The 21,520-nt window shown below is 66.3% G+C and carries 24 protein-coding genes and 1 riboswitch; of the genes, 15 read left to right on the top strand and 9 right to left on the bottom strand.

Annotated features, from left to right (window positions below; all coding sequences use genetic code 11):
• The first annotated feature begins 91 nt into the window (after positions 1-91).
• Positions 92-1,336 (top strand): glycosyltransferase, encoded by a 1,245-nt coding sequence (locus tag BMX04_RS09170; RefSeq protein WP_074785949.1) that lies wholly within the window; start codon positions 92-94, stop codon positions 1,334-1,336.
• A 246-nt stretch (positions 1,337-1,582) separates the two neighbouring features.
• Here the strand turns inward: BMX04_RS09170 and BMX04_RS09165 are convergent, their stop codons facing one another.
• Entirely contained in the window at positions 1,583-2,017 is a 435-nt protein-coding gene (locus BMX04_RS09165) for a MerR family transcriptional regulator (RefSeq protein ID WP_074785981.1), read from the bottom strand.
• Between the two features lie 73 nt (positions 2,018-2,090).
• Here BMX04_RS09165 and BMX04_RS09160 point away from each other — a divergent pair, with 73 nt between their 5' ends.
• Positions 2,091-2,729, top strand: a complete 639-nt coding sequence (locus BMX04_RS09160) for a cation efflux transmembrane domain-containing protein (RefSeq protein ID WP_074785948.1) — start codon at positions 2,091-2,093, stop codon at positions 2,727-2,729.
• Here the strand turns inward: BMX04_RS09160 and BMX04_RS09155 are convergent.
• Complete coding sequence (locus BMX04_RS09155) at positions 2,711-3,190, bottom strand: DUF3576 domain-containing protein (protein ID WP_175477343.1); 480 nt, start codon at positions 3,188-3,190, stop codon at positions 2,711-2,713. The genes BMX04_RS09160 and BMX04_RS09155 overlap by 19 nt on opposite strands.
• Positions 3,191-3,328: 138 nt before the next feature.
• Here BMX04_RS09155 and BMX04_RS09150 point away from each other — a divergent pair, with 138 nt between their 5' ends.
• The gene (locus BMX04_RS09150; RefSeq protein WP_074785946.1) at positions 3,329-3,982 is read left to right on the top strand and encodes a YggS family pyridoxal phosphate-dependent enzyme; all 654 of its coding nucleotides are present in this window, start codon (positions 3,329-3,331) and stop codon (positions 3,980-3,982) included.
• 288 nt (positions 3,983-4,270) lie between these two features.
• Here BMX04_RS09150 and BMX04_RS09145 read toward each other — a convergent pair whose 3' ends face one another.
• Both BMX04_RS09145 and BMX04_RS19755 read right to left on the bottom strand, forming a co-directional pair.
• Positions 4,271-4,765, bottom strand: a complete 495-nt coding sequence (locus tag BMX04_RS09145) for a L,D-transpeptidase family protein (RefSeq protein ID WP_074785945.1) — start codon at positions 4,763-4,765, stop codon at positions 4,271-4,273.
• Positions 4,762-4,884, bottom strand: a complete 123-nt coding sequence (locus BMX04_RS19755; RefSeq protein ID WP_276325615.1) for a hypothetical protein — start codon at positions 4,882-4,884, stop codon at positions 4,762-4,764. The genes BMX04_RS09145 and BMX04_RS19755 overlap by 4 nt, the downstream gene beginning before the upstream one ends.
• A 254-nt stretch (positions 4,885-5,138) precedes the next feature.
• On the opposite strand from BMX04_RS19755, the gene BMX04_RS09140 reads away from it, so the two are divergent.
• From BMX04_RS09140 to BMX04_RS09120, 5 genes are all read left to right on the top strand, one after another.
• The gene (locus BMX04_RS09140; RefSeq protein WP_083398138.1) at positions 5,139-5,363 is read left to right on the top strand and encodes a DUF1127 domain-containing protein; all 225 of its coding nucleotides are present in this window, start codon (positions 5,139-5,141) and stop codon (positions 5,361-5,363) included.
• Positions 5,364-5,638: 275 nt separating this feature from the next.
• Positions 5,639-8,044, top strand: coding sequence for a ligase-associated DNA damage response DEXH box helicase (locus tag BMX04_RS09135; RefSeq protein WP_074785944.1), 2,406 nt, complete (start codon positions 5,639-5,641; stop codon positions 8,042-8,044).
• A 59-nt stretch (positions 8,045-8,103) separates the two neighbouring features.
• Entirely contained in the window at positions 8,104-8,784 is a 681-nt protein-coding gene (gene pdeM / locus BMX04_RS09130) for a ligase-associated DNA damage response endonuclease PdeM (protein ID WP_074785943.1), read from the top strand.
• An 81-nt stretch (positions 8,785-8,865) separates the two neighbouring features.
• Positions 8,866-10,125 (top strand): glycerate kinase type-2 family protein, encoded by a 1,260-nt coding sequence (locus BMX04_RS09125; RefSeq protein WP_074785942.1) that lies wholly within the window; start codon positions 8,866-8,868, stop codon positions 10,123-10,125.
• 100 nt (positions 10,126-10,225) lie between these two features.
• A complete protein-coding gene (locus tag BMX04_RS09120) occupies positions 10,226-10,606 on the top strand; it encodes a hypothetical protein (RefSeq protein ID WP_074785941.1) in 381 nt (126 codons plus the stop codon).
• Between the two features lie 18 nt (positions 10,607-10,624).
• On the opposite strand, the gene BMX04_RS09115 is transcribed toward BMX04_RS09120, so the two are convergent.
• Both BMX04_RS09115 and BMX04_RS09110 read right to left on the bottom strand, forming a co-directional pair.
• Positions 10,625-11,527: a DMT family transporter gene (locus BMX04_RS09115; protein WP_074785940.1), complete on the bottom strand. Its 903-nt coding sequence runs from the start codon at positions 11,525-11,527 to the stop codon at positions 10,625-10,627.
• 42 nt (positions 11,528-11,569) lie between these two features.
• Positions 11,570-12,232, bottom strand: coding sequence for a transglycosylase SLT domain-containing protein (locus BMX04_RS09110; protein WP_074785979.1), 663 nt, complete (start codon positions 12,230-12,232; stop codon positions 11,570-11,572).
• 140 nt (positions 12,233-12,372) lie between these two features.
• Between BMX04_RS09110 and BMX04_RS09105 the strand changes: the two genes are divergently transcribed.
• The 4 genes from BMX04_RS09105 (at position 12,373) to BMX04_RS09090 (ending at position 16,583) form a co-directional block, all read left to right on the top strand.
• On the top strand, positions 12,373-13,656 hold the full coding sequence (locus BMX04_RS09105; protein ID WP_074785939.1) for a hypothetical protein: 1,284 nt from the start codon (positions 12,373-12,375) through the stop codon (positions 13,654-13,656).
• Positions 13,657-13,726: 70 nt separating this feature from the next.
• Complete coding sequence (gene bcoG, locus BMX04_RS09100; RefSeq protein ID WP_074785938.1) at positions 13,727-14,638, top strand: 3-dehydrocarnitine:acetyl-CoA trimethylamine transferase BcoG; 912 nt, start codon at positions 13,727-13,729, stop codon at positions 14,636-14,638.
• Positions 14,635-16,065: a carnitine 3-dehydrogenase gene (locus BMX04_RS09095; protein WP_074785937.1), complete on the top strand. Its 1,431-nt coding sequence runs from the start codon at positions 14,635-14,637 to the stop codon at positions 16,063-16,065. Before bcoG ends, BMX04_RS09095 begins: the two co-directional genes overlap by 4 nt.
• Positions 16,066-16,160: 95 nt before the next feature.
• Positions 16,161-16,583 carry a c-type cytochrome gene (locus tag BMX04_RS09090; RefSeq protein WP_074785936.1) on the top strand — a complete coding sequence of 141 codons (423 nt, stop codon included), beginning with the start codon at positions 16,161-16,163 and terminating at the stop codon, positions 16,581-16,583.
• Between the two features lie 13 nt (positions 16,584-16,596).
• Here the strand turns inward: BMX04_RS09090 and BMX04_RS09085 are convergent, their stop codons facing one another.
• Positions 16,597-17,592, bottom strand: coding sequence for a diguanylate cyclase domain-containing protein (locus BMX04_RS09085; RefSeq protein WP_244888512.1), 996 nt, complete (start codon positions 17,590-17,592; stop codon positions 16,597-16,599).
• Between the two features lie 23 nt (positions 17,593-17,615).
• A complete protein-coding gene (locus tag BMX04_RS09080; protein WP_074785978.1) occupies positions 17,616-18,218 on the bottom strand; it encodes a heme NO-binding domain-containing protein in 603 nt (200 codons plus the stop codon).
• A 116-nt stretch (positions 18,219-18,334) separates the two neighbouring features.
• Positions 18,335-18,435, top strand: a riboswitch (TPP riboswitch).
• Between the two features lie 47 nt (positions 18,436-18,482).
• Here BMX04_RS09080 and BMX04_RS09075 point away from each other — a divergent pair.
• From BMX04_RS09075 to BMX04_RS09065, 3 genes are read left to right on the top strand one after another with little or no spacing between them, the layout of a single operon-like run.
• Positions 18,483-19,211: an ABC transporter ATP-binding protein gene (locus BMX04_RS09075; RefSeq protein WP_074785934.1), complete on the top strand. Its 729-nt coding sequence runs from the start codon at positions 18,483-18,485 to the stop codon at positions 19,209-19,211.
• A gap of 11 nt (positions 19,212-19,222) precedes the next feature.
• Positions 19,223-19,879, top strand: coding sequence for a TenA family protein (locus BMX04_RS09070; RefSeq protein ID WP_074785933.1), 657 nt, complete (start codon positions 19,223-19,225; stop codon positions 19,877-19,879).
• Positions 19,876-20,619 (top strand): ABC transporter permease, encoded by a 744-nt coding sequence (locus tag BMX04_RS09065; protein WP_074785932.1) that lies wholly within the window; start codon positions 19,876-19,878, stop codon positions 20,617-20,619. Before BMX04_RS09070 ends, BMX04_RS09065 begins: the two co-directional genes overlap by 4 nt.
• 275 nt (positions 20,620-20,894) lie before the next feature.
• Here the strand turns inward: BMX04_RS09065 and BMX04_RS09060 are convergent, their stop codons facing one another.
• Positions 20,895-21,488 (bottom strand): NapC/NirT family cytochrome c, encoded by a 594-nt coding sequence (locus BMX04_RS09060; RefSeq protein ID WP_074785931.1) that lies wholly within the window; start codon positions 21,486-21,488, stop codon positions 20,895-20,897.
• Positions 21,489-21,520: the final 32 nt, after the last annotated feature.

Genomic DNA, 21,520 nt, shown 5'->3' with positions numbered 1-21,520 from the left:
GGGTCCAGACTCCGGCTGCAAAAATGCGGGGCTTTGCGGCGCTGGCCCGGCACGACTATAAGCACTTGAGGGGCACCAGACAGGCATATCCGTGAAAATCCTTTTCATCCATCAGAACTTCCCAGGCCAGTACAAGCATCTGGCGCCGCTTCTGGCCCGGCAGGGGCATCACTGCGTGGCGCTGACGCTGCGGGTCAAGGAGGCCACGACCTGGCAAGGGGTGCGCGTGGTCCCCTACACCCTGCCCAAGCGCGAGGGGCAAAAGCTGCACCCCTGGCTGGTCGATCTCGACACCAAGGTAACGCGCGGCGAGGCGTGTTATCACGCCGCACGGCAGCTGCGCGACAAGGGCTATGTGCCCGATCTCATCCTCGCACATCCCGGCTGGGGCGAATCGCTGTTCATGCGCGATGTCTGGCCCGAGGCGCGCATGGGGCTCTATTGCGAACTCTATCACCTCGCGGGCTGGCCACATCTGAACTTCGACCCGGAATTCGCCAGCAAGACGCCCGAGACCGAGGCCCTGCGCATCCGTATGAAGAACCTCAACAACCACCTGCATTTCGATCAGGGCCATGCCGGGATCAGCCCGACCCGGTTTCAGGCCGATACCTTTCCGCAGCCCTTCCGCGACCGCATCACCGTCAGCCATGACGGCATCGACACGCTCACCGCCTGCCCTCTGCCCGATGTCCGGCTCGAGGTGGAGGGCGCAGGCACGCTCAGCCGCGACGACGAGGTGATCACCTTCGTCAACCGCAACCTCGAGCCCTATCGCGGCTATCACATCTTCATGCGCGCGCTGCCGCACCTCCTGCGCGAGCGGCCCCGCGCCCGCGTGCTCATCGTCGGCGGCGACGAGGTGAGCTACGGTGCCCGCCCGCCCAAGGGACAGACCTGGAAACAGATCTTCATCGACGAGGTGCGCGGGCAGATACCCGACACCGACTGGGCGCGCGTGCATTTTCTGGGGCGCATCCCCTATGACCGCTTTCTGCGGCTGTTGCAGCTGAGCCGCGTGCATGTCTACCTCACCTACCCTTTCGTGCTCAGCTGGTCGCTGATGGAGGCGATGAGCTGCGGCGCGGCCATCGTGGCGGGCGATACCGAGCCGGTGCGCGAGGTCATCACCGAGGATGAGACCGGGCGGCTGGTGGATTTCTTCGACGGCGCGGCACTGGTGGGCGAGGTCTGCGCGCTGCTGGACGACGCGGCCGCGCGGCGACGCCTGGGGGTGGCGGCCCGCGATCTGATCCGCGCGCGCTATGATCTGCAAACCACCTGCCTGCCGCGTCAGGTGGCCTGGGTGCATGAGGTGGCGGCAGGCGACATGTAAGGCGGTCGCCCGTCACGGCCTTTGCAGCACCTGCGTCCGGGGGCTGTGGTCGAGGGGAGGTTTGGGCGGCGATTTCAACTGATCGCCGCACCAACCGTTGAGTCGCCAGTCCCCGGCCCTGCGATCGCGCGGCACCTTCTAGTGGGGTGCTATGTCCGCCTCAGGCCAACCACGCCCCATCACCCACGCTCATGTTCCGCTGCCCCCCTTACCACCACACCAATCCATTCCCGCAAGGGTGGCATTTCACCCATCCATCGGCGCGTGATCGTGGTCGCACAACTCGTGATCGGCGAGCGACGCCAGCACGTAGCATTCGCGCGAGACCCCTGTGCCCGTGCAGCCCGCCGTGATCCGCTCCAGCTCGGCCTCCAGCGCGCGCAACCGGCCAATCTTCTGACGGACGGCCTCGAGCTGATCCTGCGCGATCCGCGTCGCGGTCTCGCAGCCGCGATCCGGGTGCTCCTGCAACTCGATCAGCGACGAGATCGCCCCGAGCGAGAATCCCAGATCGCGGGCATGGCGGATGAAGCGCAGCCGCTCCAGCTCCGCCTGCCCATAGCGCCGCTGATTGCCCGCACTGCGCAACGGCGCATCAAGCAGCCCGCGCGCCTCGTAGTAGCGGATGGTGGGCACCTTGACGCCGGTCCGCCGCGCGAGATCGCCAATCGAGAAAAACATCATGCCTCCTCTTGAAGCTATAGTCGCTAGAGAGATTACATGTCCCTCAGGCAAGATGCAAAGGAGGCCCGGAATGGCGGGATGTTGTGACCACGATGCGCGGTTCGACGGCGTGTCGGACGCCTATAAGCGGCGGCTCTGGCTGGTCATCGCGATCAACGCGGCGATGTTCGCGGTCGAGATGAGCGCGGGTCAGGCCGCGCAATCCCAGGCACTCAAGGCCGATGCGCTCGATTTTCTGGGCGATGCGCTGACCTATGGCCTGTCGCTGGCCGTGATCGGCATGTCGCTTCGGGTGCGCGCAACGGCGGCGCTGGTCAAGGGGATGAGCCTGATGGCAATGGGGCTCTGGGTTCTGGGCACCACGCTCTACCGCGTGCTCTATACGGGCGTGCCCGAGGCCGAGATCATGGGGCTGATCGGGTTTCTGGCGCTTGGCGCCAACCTGGCGAGCGTGCTCTTGCTGATGGCCTACAAGGATGGCGATGCCAATGTGCGCTCGGTCTGGCTGTGTTCGCGCAACGATGCCATCGGCAACGTGGCCGTGATGCTGGCCGCCCTCGGGGTCTGGGGAACGGCCTCGGGCTGGCCCGACCTGATCGTGGCCGGGCTGATGGCCGCGCTCTTCGTCAACTCGTCGGTGCAGATCATCCGGCAATCCTTGCAAGAGCGGCGTGACGCCGCCCTTGGAGATCAGAACCGGGCTGCCTGAATGCGCAACTGCCGTGCACGGTTGAGAATGGCATCCTCGACCGCGCGCTCAGTCGCGGCATCGACCGGCCCGCGGCGCGATTGCAGGGCCACGTTGAGCGACCGCGCATCAAGTGCCGGATCGCTGATCAGGATCGTCGCGCGATACGCCTGACCGCCACCCGGCGGCGTGCCGTAGCCCGTGCTGATCACGCCGGTAAAGGGATCAGCAGCCTCGACCGGCAGGAAGTCGAGCACCTGCAGCGAGGCGGTCCACAAGAAGCGGTTGACCTTGGTAGTGTCCTTGGCGCCGCGGAACGCATCGAGAATCGAGCCTTGCTCGGCGGAGGGCCGGGCCTCGCGGCCACTTTTCACGCGCGTTGCATCAGGGTCTAGCTTGGCGTTCTGAAACGCGCTGCAGCCGCCCAGAATTGCAAGGGCTGCGGCGGCTGCAGCGGCCAGTTTGATACGCGAATGGGTCATGGCACCGTCCGAGATTGTTTCCACCCCTACTATCCAAGCGTGGCGGCATGGGCAAGCCGTTTGCGCCGATCCGCACACTTGTGCGCGGGGGGCGCACTGTGGCATGCACTGCGCACGTCATCCGCCGGGAGGGTCATCATGGGGCTGCAAGAGATCGAGGCACGGCTGCGCAAAGCCGCCGAGGACGCCGGGCGCGCGCCCGAAAGCGTGGACCTGATCGCCGTCTCCAAGGTCCAGCCCAATGAACGGGTCGAGGCGGTGCTGCGCGACGGCCATCGGATCTTCGGTGAGAACCGCGTGCAGGAGGCGGCGGGCAAATGGCCGGACTTTCGCGAGCAATTCGAGGGAATCAGCCTGCATCTGATCGGGCCCTTGCAGACCAACAAGGCGCGACAGGCGATGGACCTCTTTCAAGCGATCCACACGGTCGACCGCCCGAAACTGGCCAACACGCTGGCACGTCTGGCACAGGAGATCGGGGCGTGCCCTGACCTTTTCATTCAGGTCAACACCGGCGAAGAACCGCAGAAGGCGGGTATCCTGCCTGCCGATACGGATGCATTCGTGGCCGAATGCCGCACGCTCGACCTGCCCCTGCGCGGGCTGATGTGCATTCCCCCTGTCGACGAAGAGCCAAGCCTGCATTTCGCCCTGTTGGCCAAGATGGCAGCGCGCAACGGGCTCGAGGGGCTGTCGATGGGCATGAGCGGCGATTTCGAGCAGGCGATCGCGCTTGGCGCGACGCATGTGCGCGTCGGCTCGGCCATCTTCGGAGAACGTGATTACGGGTAGCGCGCCGTTATCGGCACGAGGGCATGGGGACCTTTCTGGCCGGGAGCTGACCTTGGCGGTTTCAAAGATGAGCCGCGCGGTGCCCGACCGCCGGGTGGGCGCAGCAACCTCGGTGGACCGCACTTTATGCCCGCCAGACACTCCCGCGTTTTCAATGGATTGAAAGGTTGCAAAAGCGCCCGCCCGAGGGGGCGGTCGGGCGCTGCGCGGCGGTGCCTGCGGCACCTTGATTCCGCGCATTGGGGCTGAACTTCAACGGCAGCTTCAAGCCACCCCTCTACCCCGCACTCACCTCACGATCAGCCGTGTCTCATAGCGGATCGCCGCCGCGATCCGTCGCAGGTGATCGGGCCGCAGCCCGATGCACCCCGCCGTCGGATACCCCGGCCTGCGCCAGCGATGGATAAAGATGCATGATCCGCGCCCACGCTCGGCCCTTGGCCAGTTCCAGTCGGTCACAATCACCAAATCGTAGAGCGGATCGCCCCGGCGCAACGCCTCGTGGCTATGCCCATAAGGCGCGCGCACCATGAGGTTGTAATCCTCGTCACCGGGGTCGTCCGACCACAGATCGCCCGGGCGGATCGGCAGCGCCCAATCGGCGGGCCGCGCCATGCGGTCGGGACGGTAGAGCATCCCGACGATGCGATGCGCACCGCGCGGCGTCGCCCCGTCCCCCTCGCGCTTGTCCATGGCAAGACCGCCACGCCCGATCGTGCAGGGATAGCACCGCCCCTGAAACCGCAAACCGACGCGCGTAAGCACCATGTCATGCGGGCTCATGCGATATTCCCAGATACTGATTCTCTCACCAGCGGCGCAGCGACCGCCTCGACCGGGTTGCCGACATCGGCACAGCGCATTCCGACCATTCGCCGTCTTTCACTTTCGCGCGTGTTCATTCTGCACACTCCTTCAGCGCACCTGCCCTCAAAGAGAGCACTCTCTCATCCACTGGCACCATTCATCCCCGAATTGACCAAAAAATCCAGAGATTGCCTAACCTTACGTCACCTTTTTCATATGCATTTGCTGCATAGCAGCATTGCTTAACCGGGGTATTGTGCAGATGCAGAAACGAGTTATTTTGAACTCAACAAAGGCGAAACGAACCGGGTCGCCTGATCAAACGAATACGTCCGCAAGGATACGAACGATGCCAACCACGATCCACATGCGCCGCTCGGCTCTGCACATTCTCGGCGAAGACCTGAGTGCTGCAGTTTATGCTGCGGTGCAGCGGCTTGCCGATTACCGCATGTATCGCCGCACGCTGCGCGAACTGCAAGACCTGACCGCGCGCGATTTGGTCGATCTGGGCATGCATCGCAGCGAAATCAAGCGCGTCGCCCACGATGCGGTCTACGGCCATCGGCCGTAACAACAGAATCGGATGCATCTCTCCTCCTCCCTGATGCATCTGCTACGGTAACGGGCTTCTCTCCTCCTCCCTGAAGCTCGGGACCGGACATAGGGATCACCTGATCCCGAAAGTTTGCGAAAGGCCCCCCTCCTCCTCCCTGGGGCCGGACGTACAGGAAACGGCGGCACCTCTCCTCCTCCCTGGTGTCGCCGTTTTTTGTTGTCTGACGCGAACTTGTGCCCGACCCGCCCTGCCGCTTTGCTTTGCGCTGCTCCGCGCCTAGATTGCCCGGCATGTCCAACCTGCCCGCCCCCCTCGATCATTGGTTCGCCGCCCGCGGCTGGCAGTTGCACCCGCATCAGGCCGAAATGCTGGCGCGGGCGCAGGCCCCCGCAACGCTGCTCATTGCGCCCACCGGCGGCGGCAAGACGCTGGCAGGCTTCCTGCCGACGCTGGCCGATCTGGCGCAGGGCGATCACGCCGGGCTGCACACGCTCTATATCTCGCCATTAAAGGCGCTGGCGGCGGATATCCGGCGCAATCTCACGCGCCCGGTCGAGGAAATGGGCCTCGCCATCCGCATCGAGGACCGCACCGGCGACACCTCATCGCATGCCAAGCGTCGCCAACGCGCCGACCCGCCGCATATCCTGCTCACCACCCCCGAAAGCCTTGCGCTCCTGACCTCCTATGAGGACGCCCCGCGCATCTTTGCCGGGCTGAAACGCGTCGTGGTGGACGAGGTGCACGCCTTGGCCGAATCAAAGCGCGGCGATCAATTAATGCTGGCGCTCTCACGCCTGCAAGCGCTCTGCCCCGACATGCGCCGCGTCGGCCTCTCGGCGACGGTCGAAGACCCGCCCGCACTCGCCCACTTCATGGCGCATTGCGACCATCCCTGCGACATCCGGCACGCCGATCCCGGTCCCGACCCCGATATCGCCATGCTGGAGACGGCCGAGGCGCCGCCGTGGTCCGGCGGCGGGGCCGCCTATGCAATCCCCGCCGTGCTCGATCAGGTACGCCGCCACAAGACCACGCTGATTTTCCACAACACCCGCGCCCAGGCCGAGATCTTCTTTCACAACCTCTGGCTCGCCAATGAGGACGCGCTGCCCATCGGCATCCATCACGGCAGCCTCGACCGCGCGCAGCGCGAACGGGTCGAGGGTGCAATGGTGCGCGGCGAGTTGCGCGCCGTGGTCTGCACCGGCAGCCTCGATCTGGGGCTCGACTGGGGCGATGTCGATCTGGTCATTCAGGTCGGCGCGCCGAAGAACGTCAAACGCCTCGTGCAGCGAATCGGGCGGGCCAATCACCGCTATAACGCCCCCTCCAAGGCGCTTCTGGTGCCAGCCAACCGGTTCGAGGTGGTGGAATGTCTGGCCGCGCTACAGGCCGTCAAGGATCGCGATCTGGATGGTGAGGCGCGCGGGCCGGGCCCGCGTGACGTGCTCTGCCAACATATCCTCATCCGCGCCTGCGCCGGACCGTTCCACGCGGATGATCTATATGCCGAGGTCGCCTCCGCCGGGGCCTATGCCACGCTCACCCGCGATGAATTCGACGCCTGCCTCGAGTTTTGCGCCACGGGCGGCTATGCGCTCAGGGCCTATGACCAATGGCAGCGGCTGAAGCAGCGCCCCGACGGCCTGTGGCAGTTGCGCGACCCGCGCAGCCCGCGCCTCATCCGGATGAATATCGGCACGATCCAGGACACCGACACGCTCAAGGTGCGGATGCGCCGGGCACGCGGCGGCAAACCCCTTGGCGAGATCGAGGAAGGCTTTGCCGCCACCCTCAGCCCCGGCGACACTTTCCTGATCGGCGGGCAGATCGTGCGCTTCGAATCCCTCCGCGAGATGGTCGTCGAAGTCAGCCGCGATCCCGGGCGCACGCCGAAAATCGCCACCTTCATGGGCACCAAATTCGCCACCTCAACGCAACTCTCCGAACGCATTCTCGCGATCCTCAATCAACCCGACTGGCCCGACCTGCCCGCCCATATCCGCGCCTGGCTGGAGTTGCAGCGCCGCCTGTCGGACATGCCCCAGGCGGGCCGCCTCCTGATCGAGAGCTTTCCGCATGACGGGCGCGAGCATGTCTGCATCTACGGCTTTGCCGGGCGCAACGCGATGCAGACGCTGGGCCTGCTGGTCACCAAGCGGATGGAGGAAGAGGGGCTTGCCCCCCTGGGCTTCGTCTCGACCGATTACGCCACGCTGATCTGGGGGCTGGAGCCGTTGACCGACGCCGCCCCGATCTTCGCGCGCGACGCCCTGCGCGACGGGCTTGAAAGCTGGCTGATGGGCAACGCAGTGATGAAACGCACCTTCCGCGCCTCGGCCACCATCGCAGGGCTGATCCAGCGCAACAGCCCGCAGGCGCGCAAGAACGGGCGGCAAACCACGATGTCGTCTGATATCCTCTATGACACGCTGGTCAAATACGACCCCGACCACCTCCTGCTCGACATCACCAAGGCCGAGGCGATGCGCGGGCTGGTCGATTTCGGTCGCATCGAAGAGATGCTGCACCGCATCAACGGCCGCATCACCCTGCGCCGCCTCACGCGCGTGAGCCCGCTTGCCGCCCCCCTCTTCCTCGAGGCCGGTCGCACCCCGGTCGAGGGCGCGGCACAGGAACGGCTTCTGGCCGAGGAAAGCGCGCGGCTCATGCAGGCGGCAGGGCTGGCATAGGTCGGTCCGGCGCAATGACCGGCCTTGCCATTCGTCACGGCACAGGCCACCAATGCAGCATGGACGGTTACAGTTTTACCCTTGCGGGCGCTGCGCTTACGGCCCTGCCCTCGGGCGCGCTCTATTGGGAGGCGCGCAACCTGCTCTGCGTGTCGGACCTGCATCTTGGCAAATCCGAGCGCCGCGCGCGTCTGGGCGAACCACCCCTGCCCCCCTACGAGACGCGCGATACCCTCACGCGACTGGAAGAGGACCTGCGCCGCACCGGGGCGGCCACGGTGATTTGCCTGGGCGACAGTTTCGACGATGCCGCCGCGGCCCACGCCCTGCCCGACGCCGAAAAGCTGTGGATCGCTAAGTTGCAGGCCGGACGTCGATGGGTCTGGATCGAGGGCAATCACGATCCCGGACCGGTGGATCTGGGCGGGGCGCATATGGCCGAATTGCCCAGTCCCCCGCTGGTCTTTCGCCACATCGCCCGGGCCCGGCAATCGGGTGAGATCTCGGGCCATTACCACCCCAAGGCGCGGCTTGCCCTGCGCGGCCGCAGCCTCAGCCGCCCGGCCTTCCTGATCGACAGCGACCGGGTGATTCTGCCCGCCTACGGCACCTATACCGGCGGCCTCTGGAGCGATGACGCCGCCTTTACCGGGGGGCTGATGCGCGACGAGGCGCTCGCGGTGCTCACCGGGCCAATGCTGCACGCGGTGCCGATGCCGCGCCGTTCGGCGGGCCGCTGACACCCGCCCCACATCCGGTTGCACGGAACCGGGCCGCTGCCTAATGTGCGCCCGACCGCATCCCACCAAAGGACCACGCCGATGACCGATCCCCTGCCCCTCCTGCGCGCGATGTTCGAGCGCGCCGTGGCCGTGGCCGACCCGATGCAAAGTCTCGCCGTGCATCTGCCACCCCGCCCCGAGGGGCGGCTGGTGGTGATCGGCGCGGGCAAGGCCAGCGCGCGCATGGCCGAGGCGGTCGAGGCCGTCTACGGCCCCTGCGAAGGGCTGGTGATCACGCGCTACGGCTACGGCCGGCCCTGCACCGGCATCGAGATCGTCGAGGCCGCGCACCCGGTGCCCGACACGTCAGGCATGCAGGCCACCGCACGTATGCTCGATCTGGTGGCGGGCTTGGGCGAGGCCGACATGGTACTGGCGCTCATTTCCGGCGGGGCCTCGTCGCTGCTGGTGCAGCCCGCAGGCACGATGACCCTGACAGAGAAACAGGCCGTCAACGCCGCCCTGCTCGCCTCGGGCGCACCCATCGGCAAGATGAACCTGCTGCGCAAACATCTCAGCCGCGTGAAAGGCGGGCAACTGGCCGCCGCCGCCTATCCGGCCCGGATGCTGGCGCTGATGATCTCGGACGTGCCCGGCGATGACCCCGCGATGATCGGCTCCGGCCCCACCGTGGGCGAGGCCTCGACACCCGAAGACGCGCGGGCCATCGTGGCGGCCTATGGCATCGACCTGCCCGCCTCCGCGCAGGCGGTGCTGGACGCGAAAACCGGCGTGATCGCCCCGGGTGATGCGCGCCTGTCAAAGGTCGAGAACGTGATCTACGCCGCCCCCGCCCAATCGCTCGAGGCCGCCGCCGAAATCGCCCGCGCCGAAGGCATCGAGGTCCGCAGCCTCGGCGACGCGCTGGAAGGCGAAGCCCGCGAGGTGGCGCGCGACCACGCCGCCGAAGCGCGCGCCGTTCAGGCCACGCTCAAACCGGGTGCGGCCCCCGTGCTGCTGCTTTCGGGAGGGGAATTGACGGTGACCCGGCGCGGCGATGGCGTGGGCGGTCCCAATGCCGAATACGCGCTCGCACTGGCGCTTGCCTTGGATGGCGCACCGGGCATTCACGCCATCGCCTGCGATACCGACGGCGTCGACGGCGCGGCCGAGGTGGCCGGTGCCGTGATCCACCCGGGCACGCTCGCCCGCGCCGCGAAATGCGGCGCCGACCCGCAGCACGCCCTTGACCGCAACGACGCGCACAGCTTCTTTGCGGCGCTTGACGATCAGGTCGTTCCCGGCCCGACCCTGACCAATGTGAACGATTTTCGCGCCATCCTGATCGCCCCCGCCTGACGCCAGGTCACCCCGCCAAAACAAGAACAGACCGAGAATAGAGTCGCAATCACAACGGCAATTTGCAATAGTGAGGACCACTTTCGAAGGGAGTTCTCTTATGAGACGCCGTATCCTGATCGCCGCCGCGATGTCGGCGGTGCTGGTCTCAACCATGCCTGCCACCGCCGACATCGTCCGGCTGACCGCCCCGGAGATCAAGACACTTCTGGCAGGCAACACGATCACTGGCACATGGTCGGACACCGGCTATCGCCAGTATTTCAATACCGACGGCACCACCGTCTATATCTCCGACGAGGGCCGGGTCGAAAACGGTCAATGGCGGTTGAACACCGAAACCGATGACTACGAAAGCTGGTGGCGCAGCACCGGCTGGACACCCTACGCCATGGTCCGCACCGAAGCGGGCGAGTACGCTTGGGTCAATGGCGACCGGCTGGAGCCGTTCACCGTGCAAGCCGGACGCCAGATCGAGTGACCGGCCACCCGCCACGCGTCACCGCCACAGCACCACCGCAATCACCGACAGCGTGATCAACGCGATCCCCCAGCCTTCGCGCCGGGTGATCCGCTCGCCGAAGAACAGCACCGAGGCGAAGAGCGAAAAGATCACCTCGACCTGCCCCACGGCGAACACCATCGCCGCGTTTTCCAACGTGAAGGCGGTGAACCAGCACAGGCTTCCGGCCATCCCGGTCAGCCCCATCCAGACGGCTGTGCGCCGCGCCGCGATCACCCGCCCCACCTGTCCCGGCTCGCGCCATATCAGCCACAGCGTCAGCGCCACCGCCTGCATCATCGTGACCACCGCCAGTGACAGCCCGGCGCGCAATAGCGGATCGGCGCTCGCGATCTCCAGCGTCGCACCGCGATAACCCACCGCCGAGACCGCAAAGAACGCCCCCGACGCCAGCCCCAAAAACGCCGCGCGATTGGCGAAACGCCGCCACCACCGCCCCTCCAGAACCGGCGTGTCCGACAGGATCAACACGCCCACAAGGCCCAGCATGATCGCCCCCACCCCCCAGACGGTGATGCGGTCGCCAAGCACCACAAGCCCCACGAGCGCGGTCTGCACCACCTCGGTTTTCTTGAAGGTGATACCCACGGCGAAATTGCGCTCCGAGAACAGCGCAACGACGCACCATGTGGCAAGGATCTGCGACAGCCCGCCCGCCACGGCATAAACCCAGAACAGCGGCGTGTAGCCGGGCCAGACCGCGCCCGAGACCCAGAGATACCCGACCGCCAGCGTCACCACGAAGGGCGCGGAATAGAAAAACCGCGCCAGCGTCGCGCCCCCGGCGCTCAGCGCCCCCATGCTGAGATGCTTTTGCAGCATGAACCGCAGCGTCTGAAACGCCGCCGCCGCAACCGAGAGGATGATCCAGAGGTCCATGCCCTCTCATGCAACGGATCGCGCGCCTTGACCAGCGCTGCGCTACTCGGCGACCCGCGCGACTTGGCCCGGTCGTGGCCGCGGGCGCACCGCCGACAGCGGCTTGCAATAGCTTTGCCCACGCAGCCACCGTTTCATGTCCTCACGCTTGGCGCGGCTGTGCAGCGGCCCCCAATCGGCGGCGACCCCGCGCATGCCCTCCGAGACGACCCCGTCGCGCGGTACGGTAAACGCCATGATCCTGATCGCGCAGGACAGGTTGTCGGGGCCATGCCGCAGCCCCGCACCGTCGCCCGCACGACATCCATAGCCGCGCGCCGTGGCAGGAAGGATCTGCAACAGCCCATGCCACCGCCCGCCACCGCCGACAGCCCGCGCATTATATGTGCTTTCATGCTTGGCAAGCGCCGACAGGAAGCCGACCCAAAAGGCGCGCCGCCCCCGCTCTGCCGCCTGCGGATAGGCCGGGCACCACTCCGCGATATCGCGCGGCACCCGCTCGACCAGCACCGCCCCATGCGCCTTGAGCGCCGACAGCGCACTGCGCGTCCAAAGCGCCCCTTGCGGCTGATGCTCCCACCGGGTGCGCGGAATATTGCCGTCACGTGCGGCCTGCGGCGGCGGCAAAATCACGGCCTGCGCCACCTCCGACAGGGCAAGGGAAGGCCAGAACACCAGACAAAAAAGGGCCAGAACGCGTTTCATCGGCAGAGTTTGCCGCAGGATGCGGGGTTTGGCAATCTTGTCCGTCCCGTTGCGCAATTCCCCGCCATCACCCAAGGCTTGCCCTCTTTTCGTCGAAATGCCGCGTCAGTCTGATCCGGATCAAAGCTGCCGGAGACACCATGACATTCGACCCGCTCGCCCCACCGGAATCCCTTTCCGACAGCGCCCGACCTGCCCGCACCGGCCTCGCCCGGCTGCTGGACGGTCTGACCGGCCTGTTCGGGTGCAAGCCGGAGCTGGACATCGACAGTCTGACCAAGCGTATCCTGTTGCCCGCGCTCCCCGTCACCGACGAGGAAATGGCCCGCGCCACGCATCAGGACAAAGGTCAGAAATTCGCCCGTCAGGAACAGTGGGAAGACCTGGCAGAGATTATCGAATACGCCGATTCCGCCCGATTGCGCACGCCCGGCGGCGAGGCGGCAACCGGGCTTCTGGCCTACGGCGCACGCGCCGACGTGGTCAGCGCCGCCGAAGATGCGCTGCATGATGGCGCAGAGCCCGACGGCGACGGCATCGACGCGCTGGAAGAGATTCGCGCCGACCTGCCGGACAGTTACCCGATGGCGCTCGTGCTCGCCCTCGCTCATGTGGATATCGGCCTCGCCTGGCGCGCAACGGCGACCGACCTGACCGCAACCAGCCATGAAGCACGCTTTCTGGAGCATTTCAAACGGGCCGAGGATCTGCTCGCACCCTTCGACGGGCCCGACCTCGACGCGCCGTCGCTCGCGGCCGCGCAATGCGCCCTTCTGGCCGCACGCCCCACGCCGCGCCTGCGAGTGGCCGATGATTACGCCACGCTGATCGATCTGGACCCCGACACGCCGCGCCACATGCGCGCCCTTGGCGAGGCGCTCTTGCCGACCCGCTACGGCGATTACGAAAGCCTCGATCTGGAGGCCCGGCGCACCGCGTCGCGCACGCAGGATGTCTGGGGGACCGGCGGCTATACTTGGGTCTATCTCGACGCGCTCGCCCGTGACCCCGGCGCGCTCGCCCGGCTCGAGGCCGACTTTTTCATCGACGGTCTGCGCGACATCGTGGCCCGGCGGCACAATCAGCACGTGATCAATCAGCTGGCAGCGTTCTGCGGGCTGATCATGGCGCCGAAAATCGGCACATCCCGCCTCCCCGCCGCACAAGAGGCGACCCGCGCCCGCATCCATGGCTGTCTCGACTGGCTGCTGGAAAACCACCTTCAGGAACTGCACCCGCTGATCTGGTCGCAAACCCTGCTCAGCCCGGGCCTGACCCCGGCCTTGCCCTCGCGCCGCGCCCTCGTCGCACGCGGGCGGCAGGCAGCCTTGCGGGTGATCGCCGAACGCTTCGCAGAAGAGATCGCTGACGGCACCTCGATCGCCTTTTCCAGTGCGGGCATGTATCGGCTGCCCGCCCTCTGATCGCCTTGCCCGCCCCGGTGAAACATGCATTGATCGGCCCGACAAAAGGCCGATCAAGCAGGGGACACCAATGCCACTCACCATGAACCGCGAGGTTTTCATCACCTGCGCCGTCACCGGCTCGGGTGCCACCCAGGACCGCAGCCCGCATGTCCCCCGCTCGCCGCAGCAGATCGCCGACAGCGCCATCGCGGCGGCACAGGCGGGGGCGGCCATCGTGCATTGCCATGTGCGCGACCCCGATACCGGCGCGCCGTCGCGCGACCCCGCGCTCTTTCGTGAACTGACCGATCGCATCCGCGACAGCGCCACCGACGTGGTCCTGAACCTCACCGCCGGGATGGGCGGCGACATCACCTTCGGAGGCGTCGAACGCCCACTGCCACCCCATGAGGCCGGCACCGACATGGCCGGCGCCACCGAGCGCGTCGCCCATATCGCCGACTGCCTGCCCGAGATCTGCACCCTCGATTGCGGCACGATGAACTTCGCCGAATCCGATTACGTGATGACCAACACGCCCGGCATGTTGCAGGCCATGGGCCGGATGATGACCGATCTCGGCGTCAAGCCCGAGATCGAGGCGTTTGACACCGGCCACCTGTGGTATGCCAAGCAACTCGTCGCCGATGGCGTGCTGGCCCCCGATGCGCTGGTGCAGCTGTGCATGGGGGTGCCCTGGGGCGCGCCCGACGACCTGGGCACCTTCATGGCGATGGTCAACAACGTGCCTGACACATGGACCTTTTCCGCCTTCGGCCTCGGGCGGCACCAGATGCCCTATGTCGCCGCCACGGTCCTCGCGGGCGGCCATGTGCGCGTGGGCCTTGAGGATAACCTGATGCTCGACCGCGGCGTGCCCGCCACCAATGCGCAGCTTGTCGAACGCGCCGCCCGGATCATCGAAAACCTCGGCGCGCGGGTGATCGGCCCGGATGAGGTGCGCGCACGCCTCAAGCTCACCAAGCAGGCCCCGCAATGACCCGCGTCGCCGCGATCATCGGCGGTGGTGTGATCGGCGGCGGATGGGCCGCGCGCTTCCTGCTCAACGGCTGGGATGTGCGCGTGTTCGATCCTGACCCGCAGGCCACGCGCAAGATCGGCGAAGTGCTGGACAATGCCCGCCACGCCCTGCCGATGCTCTACGATGTGGCCCTGCCCGACGAGGGGCGGCTCTCCTTTCATCCCACCATGTCCGAGACCGTGGCAGCGGCCGAGTGGATCCAGGAAAGCGTGCCCGAACGCCTCGCGCTCAAGCGCAAGGTCTTCCAGACCATTCAGGAACATTGCGCCCCGGACGCGGTGATCGGCTCGTCGACCTCCGGCTTCAAACCGTCGGAATTGCAGGGCTGCGCCACACGCCCCGAACAGATCGTCGTCACCCACCCGTTCAACCCGGTCTACCTGCTGCCCCTCGTGGAACTGGTCACCAGTCCCGCGAATGACTTAGGCCTCGTCGCCCGCGCGCAGGACACGCTGACCGCACTCGGCCTCTACCCGCTCCATCTCACGCATGAAATCGACGCCCATATCGCCGACCGCCTCCTCGAAGCCGTCTGGCGCGAGGCGCTCTGGCTGGTGCATGACGGCATCGCCACCACCGCCGAAATCGACGACGCGATCCGCATGGGTTTCGGCCTCAGATGGGCGCAGATGGGCCTCTTCGAGACCTATCGCATCGCCGGTGGCGAGGCGGGGATGAAGCATTTCATCGATCAGTTCGGCCCCGCCCTCGCCTGGCCCTGGACCAAGCTGATGGACGTGCCCGAAATGACCGATGACCTCGCCCAGCGCATCGCCGATCAATCCGACGCACAATCCGGCCACCTCTCGATCCGTCAGTTGGAACGCAAGCGCGACAACAATCTGATCGCGATGATGCGCGCCCTGCGCCAGCAGGGCAACGCCGCCGGACGACTGATCAATACCCACAATGCGCAGCTGCCGCGCCCCGTCCCCGCACCGGACGGCCCGCTTGTCACCCAGGATCGCGTGATCCCGGTGGACTGGACCGACCGCAACGGCCACATGAACGAAGGACGCTACGGGCAGATCTTCTCGGATGCCGCCGATGCCGTGCTCGACCTCATCGGCGCAGGCCCCGATTACATTGCCGCCGGGCACAGCTATTTCACGGTCGAGACCGGTCTGCGCTTTCTGGCCGAAACCCGCGCCGGCGAGCGCGTCGAGGTGCAGACCCGGATCACCCAGGGCACCGGCAAGAAACTGCGCTGCTGGCACGAGATGCGGCGCAAGACGGATGGCACGCTGCTCGCCACCTGCGATCAACTGATGATCCATGTCGGCCTCGACACGCGGCGCAGCTGCGACCCAAGACCAGATATTCTTGCAAAGGTTGAGGCGCTCGCCGCCGCGCATCAGGGGCCCGCGCCGCTCACATCCGGCTGAACCCCGGTGACAAGCGCGTGAATACTGCGGTCTAGCCATTGCTTTTCACGCTCCGACTGTCAGCTTGGTAAGGGGCTGCTATCGGGAGGGCCGCAATGCGGCACAACCTATTGGCGACTCTAACAGCACTCTGCCTGCCCGGCACGCCAGGGCTGGCGGGAGATGCCGCGCGCGGCGAACGGCTCTTTCGAGACTGTCTCGCCTGTTATTCTGTAATCGACGAGACCGGCGCAACGGTGGCGCGCGGCGGGCGCACCGGCCCCAATCTCTTCGGCGTGATCGGGCGGCATGCAGGCAGCGTCCCGGATTTCCATTACTCCACCTCGATGGTCGCGGCGGGTCAATCCGGCCTGCGCTGGAACGAGGCCGATTTCGTCATCTACGTGAAAGACGCCACCGCCTTTCTGCGCGACTATCTGAACGATTCCGACGCGCGAGGAAAAATGGCCTACAAGCTGCGCGACTCCGAAAAGGCGCGCGATGTCTGGGCCTATCTCGGCACCATCGCAAGCCCCTAGGCGCAGTTTCGGATCACCCGACATCCCGCAACGTCGCCCGCGTCTCCGGGCCGTGCGGGTGGATCATGTAGCACCCGCGCCCCGCCTCCTTCGCCGCGTAGAGCGCCTGGTCGGAATCGGCCAGCATCCGCGCGATATCGGCGTGATCGTAAAGACAGCGCAACGTGGCCCCGATACTGGCCGAGATCCGGCATATCCGGCCGTCATGCTCAACCGGCTCTTCCAACCGCCGGATCAGACGTTGCGCCACATCGGCCAGCCAATCGCGCGCGTTCGATCCGACGAAAAGCAGGATGAACTCATCCCCCCCAACCCGCGCGATCACGTCGCTCGGGCGGATCAGCGACAGCATCCGCCGTGCGACCACTTGCAACACATGATCCCCCGCCGCATGGCCATGGGTGTCGTTCACCCGCTTGAAGTAATCGAGATCGAGATGCATCAGCGCGAAATCCTCACCTCCCTGCACCATACGGTATAGTATGTGATCCAGCGCACGCCGGTTCTTGAGCCCGGTCAGCGTGTCGGTATAGGCCTGTTCCTGCGCTGCGATCCGCGCCCCTTCCAGCCGCAGGTTTAGCTTGCGCGACTCCTCCATCGCCGCCGATTTCGCCTCCAGCATGTAGAGCATTTCGGTCGCAAGATCGGTCGCCGCGAAATCCGCCCCGGTAAGGCCAAAATCCCGCACCGCCTCGATCACCGAAATGCCGAAGGACAGGTTGACCAGCGCGCCGCGCGCCCCGGCCATGTCGAGCGGGGCCAGAACCCCCTTGAACGCATGGCGCGGCCCCGCGCGCAGCCGCAGCCGCAGCCGCGCCGCGTCAAGCGCCAGCAACCCCGTCATGTCCTGAACATACGCCGGGCGCACAAGCTCGAACAGGTCGAGAAACCGCGTCCCCGTCACCGCACGCGGCATGATCACCTTGGCCAGGGTCGGCCCGGCCTGCACGATATGGCCGGTCGGGGCCAGCACCGCGTGCATCGGGCAGATCCGGTCCAGTACCGCCAAGAATGCCTCATGTGACACCCGGCTCATCCCGCCTGCTGCCGCGCTGCCAGATCGAACGCCCGACCACTGGCAAAGCCCTCGTCCAGCAGCCGCACCTCGATCAGTTCCGCCGCCTCGGTCGCACCGCGATGCTCCAGGACGACCAGCGCGCCGTAATCGTCGGCCATCGCGCGCAGCACCCCCATCACCACCGGGCCAAACCGCAACCCCTTGCACTCGTGCAAGCCGACCTCCAGCCGGTAGAGCCCGGCACCATCGGCATGCAGGCAAATCGGCGGCAGATCGAGGTCCGCCACGGCCAGCCGCGCGCGCTCCGGCAGATCCTCCAGCGAATGCAGGAAATCGGCGAAATCGACCCCGCTGAACCGCAACAGCCGTCGGATCGGCTCCACCTTGGGATGCGACACCAGATAGGTGCCCACATCCTCCAGCAGATCAGCCCGCGCGCGCCCCAACCGGGCACCCAGCGCCGTCAGCACCCGCTCCGTCACCTCCGGCTCATAGCGCATCAGCGGCTCGAACGCACTATAGCCCAGATCGAGCCCCGACATCACCTCCTGCCACAGCTCGTCGCCATAGCTGTCGCGGGTAAATCTTTCCAAGGCGCGGTTCACCAGCCCGTGCATGATATCTCTCCCCTCGTAACCGCGCAGCATGGCAAGAAAATCTTAACATTCGCTGAACGGCTGATCGCCGGCACCGGCGCACCGCTTGCCAAGAGCCGCCCCCGTTGTTACATCTGACGCATCCGTTGGGGTGCCCCTTGGGGCTGAGAGGCATACGTGCCAACCCACCGAACCTGATCCGGCTCGCACCGGCGTAGGGAACGGAGACCGCGCACCCGCGCCCCTCCCCCATGCCCGCGTTCCGGCCGAGAAGAGAGGCCGCCCATGCGCCCCGACGCGCCCGCGCTCATGCTCGACGGCACCGCCCATATCGGCGGGTTGCACGTCTTTGGCCCGCTGCACCTGAGGGTGCCCGCCGGGCGCATCACCTGCCTGCTCGGCCCCTCCGGCGTCGGCAAGACAACACTCCTACGCCTGATCGCGGGCGTCGATGACGTGACCGATTTCACCGGGCAGATCACCGCCTCCGACGACCGCTCCCTCACCGGGCGCATGGCGCTGATGGCGCAGGGCGATCTGCTGATGCCATGGCTCGACGTGCTCGGCAATGTCACCCTCGGCGCGCGGCTCCGGGGCGAGGCGCGCGATCGCACCCGCGCCATGCGTATGCTCGCCCGTGTCGGGCTCGAGGATCACGCGCACAAACGCCCCGGCGCGCTCTCGGGCGGCCAGAAGCAGCGCGTCGCCCTCGCCCGCACCCTGATGGAGGACCGCCCCATTATCCTGCTCGACGAGCCGTTCTCGGCACTCGACGCCCGCACCCGCACACAGATGCAGGACCTCGCGGCAGAACACCTCAAGGGCCGCACCGTGCTCATGGTCACCCACGACCCGGCCGAGGCCGCGCGCATGGGCCACGCCATCGACATTCTCACCGAGACGGGGCTGGAGGACGTGACACCGCCCCCCGGCACCGTGCCCCGGCCCGTGGACGATCCCGAAACCCTCACCGCGCAGGGCCGACTGCTCGCGCGCCTGCGCGCCCCCGCCTGAAAGGACAGCCCATGCGCCCCACCGATCACCTCAAATCACTCTGCGCCGAGGACTGGCAGGCCGCCACCCGCCACGCCTTCACCGATCAATTGGCGGCGGGCACCCTGCCCGAGGACCGCATGCTGGCCTATCTGCGGCAGGATTATCTCTTCATCGACGGCTTCGTGCGGCTTCTGGCCTCGGCCATTGCCCATGCCCCCACGCTCCCCGACGCGATTCCGGCTGCGCAGTTCCTCGGGCTGATCTCGGGCCCCGAAAACACCTACTTCCTGCGCGCCATCGAGGCCTTGGGCGGTCAGGCAGAGCCGCCCGCACCGGCGCACCCGGTGACATCAGAGTTCCAGACCGTCATGCGCGAGGCGACGCACTCGGGCCGCTATGAACAGATGCTCGCCGTGCTGGTGGTCGCCGAATGGTCCTATCTCGACTGGGCCACGCCGCATGCCGACAAGGCGGATGACCTGCCGTTCTGGTTCGGCGAATGGATCACGCTCCACAGCGGCGACCGCTTCGAGGGCGTGGTCGCCTACCTGCGCGGCCAGCTTGATGCGGTCTGGCCCGGCCTGTCACCCGAGGAGCAGCGCGCGGTCGAGGCGACCTTCACCCACGCCACCCGGCTGGAGCGCACCTTCTTCGACGCCGCCCTCGCGGGTTATCCCGAAACATGAGCCGCCTTGTCACCATCACCACCTCCACCGCGCTTGCCCTTGCGCTCTGGCAGGCGCTGGTGGTGCTGGCAGCACTCCCCCCCTTCATCCTGCCCGGTCCTGCCCGCGTGGCCGAGACGCTGTGGGCAAGCCGCGCGCTCATTCTCGAACACGCGGGCATCACCGCCGCCGAGGTGCTGATCGGGCTGGCCTTGGGCGCTATCCTCGGCGGGCTCTCGGCCATCGGCCTCGCCGCCTCGCCAATGGCCCGCCGCCTGATCCGCCCGATGATGGTGTTTTCCCAAGCCATCCCGGTCTTTGCCCTCGCCCCCATCCTCACCCTCTGGCTGGGCTACGGCCTCTGGTCCAAGGTCGCCATGGCGCTGCTGATCATCTATTTCCCGGTGACCTCAGCCTTTTTCGACGCGCTGATGCGCACGCCGCAGCACTGGCTCGACCTTGGGCGGATTATGGGGGCCAACGGCCCGCGCCTGATGTGGCATATCCGTGTCCCCGCCGCCCTGCCCGGCTTCGCCTCGGGGCTGCGGCTGGCGGCGGTCTACGCCCCCATCGGCGCGATCATCGGCGAATGGGTGGGGGCCTCCAAGGGGCTGGGCTACCTCATGCTCCTCGCCAACGGCCGCGCCAAGATCGACCTCATGTTCGCCGCCCTCATCGTGCTGGCGGTGTTCACCCTGCTGCTGCACATGGGGGTGGACCGCGCCTGCCGGAGGTGGCTGGATGGCACGGCGATGGGGTGAGTGCGAAGATTTGCGCAGGGTGAGGCGGCGTTCGGCTGAAGTCCGCTTCGAGCCAAATTTGATGGTCGCTGCTTCTCGTCCGGATGGCCGCTCTGCACAAGACGCGAGTTTGCACAGCACGTGACTCGGAGAGGTGGGACAGGATGAACGGTCCAGCCATGCCAAATGGAGGTACTATGCGCCAACCGGAGGCGGACATAAGCTGCTGTCTCAGCCGTTCTGCCGACGGCACAGGGCGCCTGGTCGAACGCCTTACACATCCGCCTCACGCCATTTCAGTCGTCTCTTGGAACATGCGGCAATTTATGGGCGATGCCTTTGTGACAATCAATGCAGGTTGACCCGTCCCCGAGATATTCCCCTGTTGCCACCGGTTCCATCTTGTCGCGCGCCCGAGACGACTGGTGTTCGAAATCCATCGCCTCAAAGCTGTGACAGTTTCGACACTCGCGAGAATCATTGGCCTTCATCGTCTCCCAGACATGGGTGGCCAGTTCGAGCCGCTTGGCCTCGAACTTCTCCGGTGTATCAATCACGCCTGTGAGCTTGCCCCACAATTCGCCCGAGGCCTGTATCTTGCGCACCACTTTGGGCCCCCACTCGTGTGGAACGTGGCAATCCGAGCAGATGGCCCGCACCCCGGACGCGTTTCGGTAGTGCGAACTTTCTTTGTATTCGACATAGACTGTGTCACGCATCTCGTGGCAGGAAACGCAGAACGCGAGGCTGTTTGTGGCTTCCATGCCGGTGTTGAGCCCACCCCAGAAAATGATCCCGGCGACAAGCCCGATGCTCAGCAGCACACCCTGCCCGATCTGTATGCTGGGCCGTGCATACCAACGCCACAGTTTCCCAATCCATCTGAACATCGGCACAAGCTACCTTCTCTAACGCCAGACTG

Source organism: Roseovarius tolerans, from assembly GCF_900109855.1.
GTDB classification, from domain to species: domain Bacteria; phylum Pseudomonadota; class Alphaproteobacteria; order Rhodobacterales; family Rhodobacteraceae; genus Roseovarius; species Roseovarius tolerans.
This window is presented reverse-complemented; position numbering and strand designations above follow the sequence as displayed.

Excerpts from the sequence above, each read along its gene's own strand:
- BMX04_RS09075 (WP_074785934.1), top strand. The coding sequence starts at position 18,483 with ATGCGCCCCGACGCGCCCGCGCTCATGCTCGACGGCACCGCCCATATC.
- BMX04_RS09140 (WP_083398138.1), top strand. The coding sequence starts at position 5,139 with ATGCCAACCACGATCCACATGCGCCGCTCGGCTCTGCACATTCTCGGC.
- bcoG (WP_074785938.1), top strand. The coding sequence starts at position 13,727 with ATGCCACTCACCATGAACCGCGAGGTTTTCATCACCTGCGCCGTCACC.
- BMX04_RS09155 (WP_175477343.1), bottom strand. The coding sequence starts at position 3,190 with ATGACCCATTCGCGTATCAAACTGGCCGCTGCAGCCGCCGCAGCCCTT.
- BMX04_RS09060 (WP_074785931.1), bottom strand. The coding sequence starts at position 21,488 with ATGTTCAGATGGATTGGGAAACTGTGGCGTTGGTATGCACGGCCCAGC.
- BMX04_RS09070 (WP_074785933.1), top strand. The coding sequence starts at position 19,223 with ATGCGCCCCACCGATCACCTCAAATCACTCTGCGCCGAGGACTGGCAG.
- BMX04_RS09090 (WP_074785936.1), top strand. The coding sequence starts at position 16,161 with ATGCGGCACAACCTATTGGCGACTCTAACAGCACTCTGCCTGCCCGGC.
- BMX04_RS09095 (WP_074785937.1), top strand. The coding sequence starts at position 14,635 with ATGACCCGCGTCGCCGCGATCATCGGCGGTGGTGTGATCGGCGGCGGA.
- BMX04_RS09080 (WP_074785978.1), bottom strand. The coding sequence starts at position 18,218 with ATGCACGGGCTGGTGAACCGCGCCTTGGAAAGATTTACCCGCGACAGC.
- BMX04_RS09120 (WP_074785941.1), top strand. The coding sequence starts at position 10,226 with ATGAGACGCCGTATCCTGATCGCCGCCGCGATGTCGGCGGTGCTGGTC.
- pdeM (WP_074785943.1), top strand. The coding sequence starts at position 8,104 with ATGGACGGTTACAGTTTTACCCTTGCGGGCGCTGCGCTTACGGCCCTG.
- BMX04_RS09065 (WP_074785932.1), top strand. The coding sequence starts at position 19,876 with ATGAGCCGCCTTGTCACCATCACCACCTCCACCGCGCTTGCCCTTGCG.
- BMX04_RS09110 (WP_074785979.1), bottom strand. The coding sequence starts at position 12,232 with ATGAAACGCGTTCTGGCCCTTTTTTGTCTGGTGTTCTGGCCTTCCCTT.
- BMX04_RS09145 (WP_074785945.1), bottom strand. The coding sequence starts at position 4,765 with ATGAGCCCGCATGACATGGTGCTTACGCGCGTCGGTTTGCGGTTTCAG.
- BMX04_RS09115 (WP_074785940.1), bottom strand. The coding sequence starts at position 11,527 with ATGGACCTCTGGATCATCCTCTCGGTTGCGGCGGCGGCGTTTCAGACG.
- BMX04_RS09135 (WP_074785944.1), top strand. The coding sequence starts at position 5,639 with ATGTCCAACCTGCCCGCCCCCCTCGATCATTGGTTCGCCGCCCGCGGC.
- BMX04_RS09160 (WP_074785948.1), top strand. The coding sequence starts at position 2,091 with ATGGCGGGATGTTGTGACCACGATGCGCGGTTCGACGGCGTGTCGGAC.
- BMX04_RS09105 (WP_074785939.1), top strand. The coding sequence starts at position 12,373 with ATGACATTCGACCCGCTCGCCCCACCGGAATCCCTTTCCGACAGCGCC.
- BMX04_RS09125 (WP_074785942.1), top strand. The coding sequence starts at position 8,866 with ATGACCGATCCCCTGCCCCTCCTGCGCGCGATGTTCGAGCGCGCCGTG.
- BMX04_RS09150 (WP_074785946.1), top strand. The coding sequence starts at position 3,329 with ATGGGGCTGCAAGAGATCGAGGCACGGCTGCGCAAAGCCGCCGAGGAC.
- BMX04_RS19755 (WP_276325615.1), bottom strand. The coding sequence starts at position 4,884 with ATGAACACGCGCGAAAGTGAAAGACGGCGAATGGTCGGAATGCGCTGT.
- BMX04_RS09165 (WP_074785981.1), bottom strand. The coding sequence starts at position 2,017 with ATGTTTTTCTCGATTGGCGATCTCGCGCGGCGGACCGGCGTCAAGGTG.